The following is an 11365-nucleotide window of genomic DNA, read 5'->3' as shown; positions in this document are numbered from 1 at the left end:
CTTCTCCCCCTCTCCCCCTCTCCCAAAAGGTAATCACCCATGATGCATCGGACAAAAATCGTAGCGACACTCGGTCCGGCCAGTAGTTCTCCTGAAGTCATCAAACAAATGGTGGAAGCGGGAATGAGTGTCGCCCGCTTGAACTTCTCCCACGGGAATTACGACGACCACGCCAAAACCATTACGAATTTGAGGGCCATCTCTGCCGAACTCGACACGCCCATTACCATCTTGCAAGACTTGCAGGGTCCGAAAATCCGTATCGGACAACTCCCCGATGGTGAAATTCCCATCAACGAAGGGGAATCGCTGACGCTGGTTCCGGTGTCGGAATATCGGGAAGAACCCCAAACCGCCGGAATCGATTATCCATATCTGGCTGAAGAAGCCAAGCCGGGGGCGCAGATCCTTCTCGACGATGGCTTGCTGGAACTTGAAATCGAGGCGATCGCAGGAAACGCCGTGTGCTGTCGCGTCGTCGAAGGTGGCTGTCTCAAAAGTCGCAAAGGCGTCAACATCCCCAGTTTAGATTTACGATTGCCCTCGATGACGGACAAAGACAAGCAGGATCTCCAATTCGGCTTGTCTCAAGGGGTCGATTGGGTGTCGTTGAGTTTCGTTCGTACTGCTGACGACATCCGCGAGTTGAAAGAATTTATCGCCAAACACGGCGAAAACCACGTTCCCGTCATCGCCAAAATCGAAAAACCCCAGGCGATCGCACATCTCGATGAAATTGTCGTCGAATGCGATGGCTTAATGGTCGCCCGAGGAGATCTCGGCGTGGAAGTCAGCCCGGAAAAAGTGCCGATGTTGCAAAAGCGCATCATTCGAGCGTGTAATATGCGGGGAATTCCAGCGATTACCGCCACGCAAATGCTCGACAGCATGATTCGCGAACCCCGTCCGACACGGGCGGAAGCCAGCGATGTGGCCAACGCTATTCTCGACGGAACCGATGCGGTGATGCTGTCGGGAGAGTCGGCGGTTGGAAAATATCCACTGAAGGCCGTTAAGATGATGGCCAAAATTGCCCGTCAGATCGAACCAGAGGCGGAATTCGAGAACCACCCGCCCCCGGAAACTGACGAAACCCATGCTCTGACTGAAGCCCTCAACACGATCGATCGCATTCTGGATTTACGTTGTATCGCGGCGTTCACCAGTTCCGGCTACACGGCGCGAATTGCCTCGAAAGAGCGTCCGACAGCCTTGGTGGTGGCGTTTACCACCTCTCGCCGCGTGTACCACCGTTTGAATTTGATTTGGGGCGTCAAACCCATTCTCATCGACGACGACGGTGACAGCTTTGAGGAGTTGGTTGCCCATGCAGAAACGGATTTACAAGAACGGGAACTGGCGCAACCGGGAGATCGCATTTTAATCGTTGGCGGCATCCCCACGAAAATCTCCCGAGGCACGAATTTCATCAAACTCCACACGATTTCGGAGACGAGGTGATGAGGCTTTTTACAGTCACCAGTCACCAGTCACCAGTGAAGACAGTTCACAGGTAACCGTCTCTTCCTTGTCTCCCTTGTTCTCCTGAGAAACTATGAAACTCTTCTTCATCCGACACGGCGAAACCACTCACAGCAAAATCGGCGGATACTGCGGCGATCTCGACCCAGATTTAACGGAAGATGGGTCGAAAATGGCACACCAGTTCGCCGAGGCTTATGCCGATCTTCCGTGGGAAGCTGCTTATGTCAGTCCTATGAAACGGACGATGGCGACGGCGAAGTTTTTGTGCGATCGCACTGGCTTAACGCCCCAGATTCGCGAGGGAATTAAAGAACTCGCTTATGGAAAATGGGAAGGCAAAACCCCCGATGAGGTCAACCAGGAATTTCATGACGATTACATCCGTTGGTTGACCGATCCCGGTTGGAACGCCCCCACGGGTGGCGAAAAGGGCATCGAAGCGGCCAGGCGATCGTCGGAAGTGATTCGCGAGATTCAAGAACGCCACGAGACGGGCAACGTGTTAGTCGTATCTCACAAAGCGACGATTCGCATCATGATTTGCAGTCTGTTAGGAATCGACCCAGGGCGGTTCCGCGATCGCATCGCCATGCCCGTCGGCGGTGTGAGTATTGTCGAATTTCGCGAACACGGGCCGTTAATGCACGCCTTAGCCGATCGATCCTATCTCGACGAAAACCTCCGCACGCGACCGGGGACGTGATTAGGAGTTGAGGAAAAAACTGTTCCCCGTTCCCCGTTCCCCGTTCCCTGTTCTCTCTCAACTATCAATTTTCAATTATGAAGATTCTCGTACTGAATGCTGGCTCGAGTTCTCAGAAAAGCTGTTTGTACGACGTTCCCGAGGCGGGGTTTCCCGATACGCCCCAAGAACCGATTTGGGAAGCGACCATCGATTGGGGCGTGGGAACGGAATACGGACTGTTAACTGTCGAAGCCAACGACACGAAGCAAAAAAGCGAACTCTCGATTTATGCTCGGGCCCACGGTTTGGGGGAAATGCTGGATACGCTGGTGCAGGGCGAAACGAAGGTTCTCGAGAAGTTGTCGGAAATCGCCATTGTCGGTCATCGTGTGGTTCACGGGGGAACGGAGTATTCGGACGCCACGCTTATTACGCCAGCGGTGAAACAAGCCATTGAAGATTTGATTCCCTTAGCCCCCAACCACAACCCCGCCCATTTAGAAGAAATCCTCGCTGTGGAGGAAGTGTTGGGAGACGTGCCACAAGTGGCGGTGTTCGATACGGCGTTTCACAGTCAAATGCCGAAGTCGGTGTCGGCGTATCCGATTCCCTATCGCTGGTTTGAAAAGGGAGTCCGTCGGTATGGGTTCCACGGTATCAGCCATCGCTATTGTGCCGAACGTGCGGCGGAACTCCTCGAGGAACCGTTAGCGTCGTTGCGGGTTATAACTTGTCATTTGGGACATGGCTGTTCTCTGGCGGCGGTTCGCGACGGAATGAGTGTGAATACGACGATGGGTTTCACGCCGTTGGAAGGGTTGATGATGGGGAGTCGTAGCGGTTCGATCGATCCGGCGATTCCCATGTATTTGATGCGAGAGGAAGGGTTCGATTTTGAGGGCGTGGATAAGATGCTGAATAAGGAATCGGGACTCAAAGGCGTTTCTGGGGAGTCGGGGGATATGCGATCGATCCTCAAGGCGATGGAAAACGGGAGCGATCGCGCGGAGTTGGCGTTTGAGATGTACGTCTCTCGATTGCAGAGTGCGATCGCCTCGATGATTCCCCAGTTAGGGGGGTTAGATGTTTTGGCATTTACGGCAGGTGTGGGGGAAAATTCCGCCGACGTGCGGGCTGCAACTTGTGCGGGGTTAGATTTTTTGGGATTAAAACTCGATTCGCGCCAAAACGCCGCGTCTGTGAAGGATTCAGATATTGCGGCGATGAATTCGACGGTACGAGTGTTAATAATTCGCGCTCAGGAGGATTGGGCGATCGCGGGGGAATGTTGGAAGTTGGCGAAGGTAGGTTAGAAAAGAGAGCGATCGAATTTAGAGGTTGCTAACTTGAGCTAGAAAACGTTTTAAGGCGCGATCTGCCCGTTCTTCGCCCAATTGCGGAATTGATTCTTTATAGTGCTTCCAATCTCGATAAAGTCTAGCCTTCGGACTATCCCACATTTTTTTCCAAAGAATGCGAGAGTCCGTGAGTAACATACTGCCTTGTTTGATGCCTAAAAGTTTGAGATCGAGGCAGGCGAAGACTTTTTCAGTTTTTCCCAATCCACCCATGTCGGCGATTTCATCGATGAGGCGATCGAGGGGAATATTAGGAGCGATCGAAATATTTTTCAAATCGCTCAAATGATGTTTGATTTGTGTGAGTACTGGATGCGACATTTCCTCGGAAACGGTATACATTGACGCTTCCAGCAGTTTGATAATGCGATCGGGGTTATCTTTTGTTTTTTTCAAAAGTTGCCAAATGGCGAATCCGGCTCCTCCGGCAATTAACGCCGCCCCACCCGTCATGACTCCAAGTCCCCCGAGAGCTGCCATTGTCGCACTGTAAGCGGCAGCACCCGTTGACATCCTCACCGCCCTGGAAGGACGGTGATTCCCAAACCTCGCGATTTGGGTTCCTGCTTCCTTCCCTTACGGGTTTTTCGCAGTTGCTCTCCGGATCGAGATCCTTCAAGTCTTACACTCGCTTCACAGGCTGTAACGGTGTGTCCCACCGCCAAGAGGTTTCGTGCGGCGTTGATGTCCCGGTCGTGAACCGTCCCACATTTCGGACAAGTCCACTCTCTGACATCCAAAGCCATCGAATCCATTTTGTGTCCGCAACTCGAACACAATTTGCTACTCGGAAACCATTTATCTACCTTGACGAGAGTACGCCCGTACCACTGACATTTATAGTCCAGTTGGTTGACGAACTCTCCCCACGCACAATCAGAGATGTGTTTGGCGAGTTTGGGATTTCTCACCATCCCTTTAACCGACAAATCTTCCACCGCAATCGTTTGGTTTTCGCGAACGAGGCGGGTTGTCAGTTTGTGCAGGTAGTCGCTCCGAGCGTCTCGAATTTGTTCGTGAATCTTGGCAACCTTGCGACGCGCCTTCTCTCGATTCCGAGAACCCTTCATCTTGCGAGAGAGAGCTTTCTGGGCGCGTCTCAGGCGTCTGTAATGTTTCGTCAAATGACGAGGATTCTCCACTTTTTCGCCGTCGCTGGTGATGGCGAGATGGGCGATTCCTACATCGACGCCGATGCTTTTCTCGGACTGGGGAAGCGGCTTGATGGTATCGTCGTCTAACAAGATAGAGACGTGCCATCGTCCCGAGGGTTCGAGTCGCACCGTGACGGTCGAGGGTTCCGCGCCTTTGGGGAGTTGACGACTCCATCGGATGTTGAGGGGTTCTTGGCTTTTCGCTAAATACAGAGAACCATCTCGCCAACGAAACGCCGCTTTGGTAAATTCGGCGCTACCTCCATTCCGTTTCTTTTTAAAACGGGGATACTTGGCTCTTCCGGTGAAAAAGTGGGAATATCCCTTATCGAGGTGACGCAATCCTTGCTGGAGGGGAACCGCAGAGACTTCTGTGAGAAACTGCAACGCCTCTTCTTGCTTCCACTGCGTCAACATCTTTGAGGTTTCGCGATACCCCACCTTCTCCTGTCGCTCCTTCCAAGCTTGGGATCTCGCTGCCAACGCCTTGTTGTACACGAGCCGCACGCACCCGAGAGTCCGCCGCAAGAGGGACTCTTGCTCAGGAGTCGGATAGAAGCGATATCGGAATGCTCGAAGTGTCATTTGGGAGTTTAAACCCTCTCTGCCCATTTTACGGTCAAGCCGCCCTAGAAGGGCGGGGTTTTAAACCCAAAATTTTTGATAACGTACCGATCGCTGTTCCGGTACCGGCGACACCAAAGGTACTGACTAACGTCCAAGCTGTACCGACAGTTGCAGCACTGGTCAGAGTTCCACCCACCGCCGCAATGCCTAAGTTCACTTTATCTCGGCTGTCCATATTCGACATCGCCGCGATCGATACAAAGGCAGCGGCACCCATCAATGCAGCCCCCCCAGTAGCAACCGTTAAACCTCCCAGCATTCCTAACCCGCCGGCGGCGACTGAACCGCCACCTAACGCGGCGAGAGTGGCGTTGGTTGCAGCAGCACCTTGAAGCGAGGCAATGGTAACGCCGGTTCCAGCTTTGACACCTACACTACTCATTACTGTTGTGGTAGTCGAGCCAATTTTAGAGGCGCGTTCGACAGCTTCACGTAATTTGTCAACCGCCTCCGAAGCATCTACTGAAGATTCTATATTTTCGATTTCTTCCTTATCGCCAGACTGAGTCGCACGTATACGAGTCACCAGATAAATCACTTTGTACTCTGTGGGTAAATCAGACTGGAAGACGATTGCATCGAGAATTTCTAAGGCTTTCAAATCTTTGATTTTTATGGGGTTCGATTCTCGATTTCCTTCTCGAATTTGACTGTAAAGGATTTTCACTCGCTCGAGAATGTCTTGACTGTTACAGGCACTATACAGCAAGCCAAGAATTGCCGAATCGACTGCTAGGGCTTTGGATTTGGTACTCGTTACTGCATACAGTTCTTTAAGAGACTGATGTAGTGTAGAAGAGCGAACGATAACATCGAGTTGATTGAGTCGCTCGAATTCGTAAATCGGTTCTCCAGATTTTAAAAACTGAAAAACAGCTTGCAAAACCTTACGATCGATCTCGTTTAAGTTTGACGCTTCTAGTGCCATATCAATGCAATCTTGAATCGCACAAATTCGACTATTTTCACTGGCAATTTGATAACGGTTTTTTGTTAATTCTTTCGATCTAGAAGATTCCACCATAACATCTAAAATGTTAAGAGCGTCCCAATCGGATACTGACTGTCCTTCTTTTAGATTAAAGTAAACTTCTCGACATCGCCTTTTAGTATTTAATTGAATCAGAGCGTTATTAATTATTTTATGAATTTTGTCATCTATATTAAATTTTTCTGCTTGAAGTATATGCAATACTAATAAAATAGTGCGCCCGTTAAATTCATGTTTTTTTAGTTTTAATTGCGTTCCATTTTGGGCATTTTTTGGAACTTGAGCATCAATAGAGTGACCCGATTTCAAAATTACTTGAATCGAACCGCCATTTTGGGCAATGGAATAAGGAACAAACACGTTATATAGTTCTACTGTGTTTGATTCGATCGAGTTTCTAATTGACAAGCGGAGTCTTTTCTGTACTTCAGAGGCTTTATAATCTTTTTTCACTTGTTTATCTACCTCTTGTTTTGAGAAAACATCTATTTTTAAATTATTGTGAGCTTTTTTATATGAAACAATATTTATACTATTTACCACCCTTGTTTGTAATACATTTAATGCTTGACACAATTCACAAATAATTGCGATCGCTTCGGGATCGCCTTGTTTGGCGCGTTCTTGTAAATCTTGATTCATTTTGACTTAATTTCGCTCGGTAACGAACTAGCGATAACAATCCTAACTTTGAAGATAGCAAATTTTTGGGCGCGATCTCCCAAATAGCAATAAACTTATGTAAAAATTCTGTAAAAAATTGCGATCGACTCTATCGGATCGTAAATATTTATAAAGCAAATTCCGTGGAATTACAGGAATGTCTGTGTTTCTACAGATTGGCTGTTGGGTTGACGCCAGGAAACCCAAGCTACTGCTGAAAAATCTCCGAGATTGCCGTACTGAATCCCGGTAACAATGGCGAAGACAGAATGTCACCCACAAACAGCGTTTCAACCCGCGAAAGTTGAGCTTCCGAACGCCGATAAACCTCTAACATTTGGCGCTGCCAACTGACAATCCAATATTCCCGAACGCCATGCAACGAATAGAGTTTTCGCTTAACTTCCTTATCTCGCCGTTCGTTCAGTTCGCCGGGAGAGAGAACTTCGACAATTAACTCAGGCGCAACGATTAAGTGTCCGGCGTTATCAATTCCATTCTCTAGGCTTTCTTTACGAATCCAAGCCACATCTGGAATTACGGCATCTTGGGTCGAAAAAATAACGCCTGGTGCTTGAAATGCATTCCCTAAACCTGTTTGTTCCGACCAAATTGCTAAGCGAACGTGCAGTTTTCCGGCGACGCTTTGGTGGCGAAGGTGAGGCGCACGAGTCACGAACAGTTCTCCGTTAACGATTTCGTATCTCTTCCAACCGCCATCGTCTGGCATGGCGTCGAGGTCTCGTGTAGTCCAGTGCAGGGAGTTGACAACCATCGGTTTTACTAGCGAACTTATTTTTGAGTATAGCAGATTTTTGAAATTTTAGTATTGAAATTAATATATTTTTGCCATAAAAAACAAGCTTTTTAAAATTCAAATTTCGTAAGCTAATTTTAGTTTAAAATTTAGGCTGAACAAAAAAAATCGATCCAGATCGTTCGGATTCATTTCAAAAATGTAAATTTATCAGGTCGGAGTCTCTGCACTGAATTAAACTGTTGTTGGGTTTCGCTATTGCTCCACCCATGGACTGAGCGAAGCCGAAGTTCAACCTACCTCAAACTCATATAGCCACCCAAAATTAGTTGTGTAACAAAATTGAGACAAAAAGGGTCTTCGGAGTTTGTGGTTATAAATGTATAGCATGATACAAAAAATCGAAAATTCGAGAGCCAAAACCCTTGAAATCTCGTGAAGTTAGTTTTTCTGTCACCCTAAACTCCGAAGAGCCGACAAAAAGGGAATCGGGAACGGGGAATCAGATTTTTTCGGGTGTTTTAATGACGACTCATTTGGGACTGCTATATTTTTACATCCATTGAGATGCATCCGTTCGTTCGAGTCTTGAGTGCGTTTTGGTGAAGATTTAGCAGAGTCACACTCGGAGAGCCGTTAAAGCTCAAGGAGATCGCCTCCTTTGTCACGACGTTCCCATGTTCGGAAAACCCATCTCCTTCCCGGTTTTTTGCCCTTGGAAGTGGTGATATGCCTTATCTACAATGGAATAGAGCGGAATACACGAAAACGAGAGCGCGTCAAAACTTAGCCAGTTGAAAAACTGACACATTCCTCGCGATCGCAATTCGATTTTTCGGTACGAACCTCTTACCCTTCTAAAATTTGGTATACCCAAATAAGAGGGTCTGTTGTGTTGAATTGGCTAATCCACAAATGTCCGGTGTCTTTATGCAGCTTCCGATCGTTGGAAAACTCAAGCATCCTAACCCTTGGATCGCCGGACTCGTAGTTGCAGGAGTTCTCGGCGTTGGTTCGGTGGCGATCGTCACCCGACAGAATACCACATCCCAAACTGACAATCTTGCAGAGTTAACCGTTCCCGTCGAGGCCGCCGACGTGACAGTACGCATCGAAGCCACGGGAGAAGTGCAACCAGAACAGCGCGTCAACCTCAGCCCGAAAGTGCAAGGACGCCTCGAACGACTGTTCGTCGAACAGGGCGATCGCGTCTCTCAAGGCGAAGTCGTCGCCCAAATGGAAAGCCAGGAAATCGCCGCACAACTCGCGCAAGCCCAAGCCCGACTCGATCGCGCCCGAGCCAATTTAGCAGAACTCGAAAACGGCGCGCGTCCCGAGGAGATCGATCGCGCTCGGGCAGGAGTGCGTCAAGCGCGATCGCAGTGGGAGCGATCGCAAGCACAACTAGCAGAACTCCGTGCTGGAAGCCGCCTCGAAGATATCGCCGAAGCAGAAGCGGCGGTAGGGCGGACAGAAGCTGCCATCGCAGAAGTCGAATCGCGGGTGACGTTAGCCCAGCAAGACGTGCGCCGCAACGAACAGCTCTATCGCGACGGTGCCATTTCTCGACAGGATCTCGATCGCGCCGTGGACGAAGAACGCCGCGCTCGTGCCAGCTTGCAACAGGTTCGCGCCTCGGCCGAAGAAGCCCGACGGCGCTTAGAACGGTTGCGAAACGGCGCGAGAATTGAGGAAATCGATCGCGCCGAAGCAGAAGTCGCTTCAGCCAGAGCTTCCCTAGAAGAAGCCCAAGCGCGCCTCGACGAACTCCTCAACGGAACCCGCCCCGAAGACATTGCCTCGGCAGAAGCGGACGTGATGGAAGCCGAAGCTCAAGTGCGGTATTACGAAGTGCAGCTAGAAGACACGCGCGTTCGAGCGCCGTTTTCGGGCATTATCGCCCAACGTTACGCGGACGTAGGAGCCTTCGTGACGCCGGCCACCTCCGCCTCGGACGTGAGTTCGGCCACCTCCACCTCGATCGTCGCCTTAGCCAAAGGCTTGGAAGTTTTAGCCAAGGTTCCCGAAGCTGACATCAGCCAGATTTATACCGGCCAGTCTGTCGAAATCGTCGCCGATGCCTATCCCGATGAGGTATTTGAAGGACGTGTGAAGATTATCGCCCCCGAAGCGGTCGAGGAACGAGATGTGACGCTGTTTCAGGTGCGCTTGGACGTTCTCACGGGCGAAGACAAGCTGCGATCGGGAATGAACGTCGATTTAACGTTTCTCGGCGATCGCCTCTCCGATGCTTTGGTGTTACCCATTCGTGCCATCGTCACCCGTCGCGGCGAAACTGGGGTGTTGGTTCCCAACGATCGCGATCGGGCTGAGTTTCAACCCGTGACGCTCGGCCCGACGATCGGCGATCGCGTGCAAATTCTCGAGGGGGTCAGTGCGGGCGATCGCGTCTTCGTCGAACTCCCTGAAGGTCAAGAACGCGACGATATTTTAGACGAATCGTAGAAAATTTACGGTTTTCTTGCCGTTAACGGTGCGAAAATTGCAGAAATGGCAGATTGGCGAACCCTCTCCTTGCCCCTTTCCCACGACCTATCGTCAAGGCCGCTGACTGTGTTAAGTTGAAATTTAAAGGAGTTACGCGATCGAGCGAGATTGCAGTGTCTGTTGTTATCGAATTGGCAACTCTCGAATTGGCAACTCTCGAATTGGCAATTCTCGAAGTTTGCGTTTGCAACCCACCGGCAATCCCGATTGACTTTCCCAATGCGTTCCTCCGAGTATTTCGTTGTTTATGGTGGCTTTATGGCTCATATCGAGTTTTCAAGAGGTGTTAAGGAAGAAATCGTCCCTGACGTACGTTTGACACGATCGAAAGATGGAACCAACGGACGCGCGATTTTTTATTTTGAAAAACCCAACGCCCTCCAACAAGATTTTGAAGAAGAAATTACGGGGATGTATTTGGTCGATGAAGAAGGCGAACTGGTGACGCGAGAAGTTAAGGGCAAGTTCGTCAACGGTCAACCTGAAGCTCTCGAAGCGATCGTGGCGATCAAATCTACGGCGGAATGGGATCGCTTCATGCGCTTTATGGAGCGTTACGCCCAGGAAAACGGGTTGGGCTTTACGAAAGCGTAAGAACACTTCGACCGAACGGGATAGTGTCCTAACTGCTCCGTTCGGCCGTTCGCTTCAAACTTGAGTTCGGACAAACAACTGGGTGAATCTCAACTTTTGAAAAAAACATGAGGATTGGAGGTTAAAATCCTTATTTTCTCGTATAGATTTACATTTTTTTGAGATGCACCCCAAGACCTGGGGGTTTCTGAAGAAAAAATCATTCTTGTAGCAAAAAGGTGTTGTATTCCCCAAGATACAGATGCAAGAAGAGATTCACAATTTAACGAACTATCATTTAAACAACTCTACCTAAAGTCAGACGCCATCAGAACGCAATTGTGAAAATTCCCTCCACTGAGAGAGAAAATTTCCCCGCCGCCCTCGATAGGTTGAAGTTATAGCCGATACGCAGCGTTCCTTCCTAGGGTTTGCTGAAAAAGTTATCAAAAGCTGGGGGTGGAAAATGAACAAGAAGCCGTCTTGCTCAAGGTATAAATCTGAATTGACTTAACTCGTCCACTTTATAAGTTACAATAATATTTCTCGACAAAATTATGAAGT

General features: G+C 49.4%; 9 protein-coding genes. 5 read left to right on the top strand and 4 right to left on the bottom strand.

Translation table 11 applies throughout. The features are described from left to right. Window positions 1-39 precede the first annotated feature (39 nt). From pyk to POG22_RS03615, 3 genes are all read left to right on the top strand, one after another. Entirely contained in the window at window positions 40-1461 is a 1422-nt protein-coding gene (pyk, locus tag POG22_RS03625) for a pyruvate kinase (RefSeq protein ID WP_498903684.1), read from the top strand. Between the two features lie 94 nt (window positions 1462-1555). Further along, window positions 1556-2188 carry a histidine phosphatase family protein gene (locus POG22_RS03620; RefSeq protein ID WP_498903682.1) on the top strand — a complete coding sequence of 211 codons (633 nt, stop codon included), beginning with the start codon at window positions 1556-1558 and terminating at the stop codon, window positions 2186-2188. A 77-nt stretch (window positions 2189-2265) separates the two neighbouring features. Next, entirely contained in the window at window positions 2266-3483 is a 1218-nt protein-coding gene (locus POG22_RS03615; protein WP_498903680.1) for an acetate kinase, read from the top strand. Between the two features lie 18 nt (window positions 3484-3501). Here POG22_RS03615 and POG22_RS03610 read toward each other — a convergent pair whose 3' ends face one another. The 4 genes from POG22_RS03610 to POG22_RS03595 all read right to left on the bottom strand — a co-directional run bounded on the left by POG22_RS03610 (window position 3502) and on the right by POG22_RS03595 (window position 7738). Continuing rightward, window positions 3502-4041, bottom strand: a complete 540-nt coding sequence (locus tag POG22_RS03610) for a hypothetical protein (RefSeq protein WP_498903678.1) — start codon at window positions 4039-4041, stop codon at window positions 3502-3504. A gap of 2 nt (window positions 4042-4043) precedes the next feature. Then, window positions 4044-5267 (bottom strand): RNA-guided endonuclease InsQ/TnpB family protein, encoded by a 1224-nt coding sequence (locus POG22_RS03605; protein ID WP_498903676.1) that lies wholly within the window; start codon window positions 5265-5267, stop codon window positions 4044-4046. Between the two features lie 34 nt (window positions 5268-5301). Further along, window positions 5302-6942 carry a hypothetical protein gene (locus POG22_RS03600; RefSeq protein ID WP_498903673.1) on the bottom strand — a complete coding sequence of 547 codons (1641 nt, stop codon included), beginning with the start codon at window positions 6940-6942 and terminating at the stop codon, window positions 5302-5304. Between the two features lie 229 nt (window positions 6943-7171). Further along, window positions 7172-7738, bottom strand: a complete 567-nt coding sequence (locus POG22_RS03595; RefSeq protein WP_498903671.1) for a Uma2 family endonuclease — start codon at window positions 7736-7738, stop codon at window positions 7172-7174. A gap of 897 nt (window positions 7739-8635) precedes the next feature. Between POG22_RS03595 and POG22_RS03590 the strand changes: the two genes are divergently transcribed. Beyond that, window positions 8636-10186 (top strand): efflux RND transporter periplasmic adaptor subunit, encoded by a 1551-nt coding sequence (locus POG22_RS03590; RefSeq protein ID WP_498903669.1) that lies wholly within the window; start codon window positions 8636-8638, stop codon window positions 10184-10186. A 300-nt stretch (window positions 10187-10486) separates the two neighbouring features. Further along, the gene (gene psb28 / locus POG22_RS03585) at window positions 10487-10822 is read left to right on the top strand and encodes a photosystem II reaction center protein Psb28 (RefSeq protein WP_026097315.1); all 336 of its coding nucleotides are present in this window, start codon (window positions 10487-10489) and stop codon (window positions 10820-10822) included. The last annotated feature ends 543 nt before the right edge of the window (window positions 10823-11365 follow it).

It is taken from the genome of Geitlerinema sp. CS-897 (assembly GCF_028368005.1).
GTDB lineage: Bacteria > Cyanobacteriota > Cyanobacteriia > Cyanobacteriales > Geitlerinemataceae > Baaleninema > Baaleninema simplex.
This window is presented reverse-complemented; position numbering and strand designations above follow the sequence as displayed.

What these genes read in the sequence shown, in the direction of transcription:
- pyk (WP_498903684.1), top strand. Translation starts at nt 40, where the DNA reads ATGATGCATCGGACAAAAATCGTAGCGACACTCGGTCCGGCCAGTAGT.
- POG22_RS03620 (WP_498903682.1), top strand. Translation starts at nt 1,556, where the DNA reads ATGAAACTCTTCTTCATCCGACACGGCGAAACCACTCACAGCAAAATC.
- POG22_RS03615 (WP_498903680.1), top strand. Translation starts at nt 2,266, where the DNA reads ATGAAGATTCTCGTACTGAATGCTGGCTCGAGTTCTCAGAAAAGCTGT.
- POG22_RS03610 (WP_498903678.1), bottom strand. Translation starts at nt 4,041, where the DNA reads ATGTCAACGGGTGCTGCCGCTTACAGTGCGACAATGGCAGCTCTCGGG.
- POG22_RS03605 (WP_498903676.1), bottom strand. Translation starts at nt 5,267, where the DNA reads ATGACACTTCGAGCATTCCGATATCGCTTCTATCCGACTCCTGAGCAA.
- POG22_RS03600 (WP_498903673.1), bottom strand. Translation starts at nt 6,942, where the DNA reads ATGAATCAAGATTTACAAGAACGCGCCAAACAAGGCGATCCCGAAGCG.
- POG22_RS03595 (WP_498903671.1), bottom strand. Translation starts at nt 7,738, where the DNA reads ATGGTTGTCAACTCCCTGCACTGGACTACACGAGACCTCGACGCCATG.
- POG22_RS03590 (WP_498903669.1), top strand. Translation starts at nt 8,636, where the DNA reads ATGTCCGGTGTCTTTATGCAGCTTCCGATCGTTGGAAAACTCAAGCAT.
- psb28 (WP_026097315.1), top strand. Translation starts at nt 10,487, where the DNA reads ATGGCTCATATCGAGTTTTCAAGAGGTGTTAAGGAAGAAATCGTCCCT.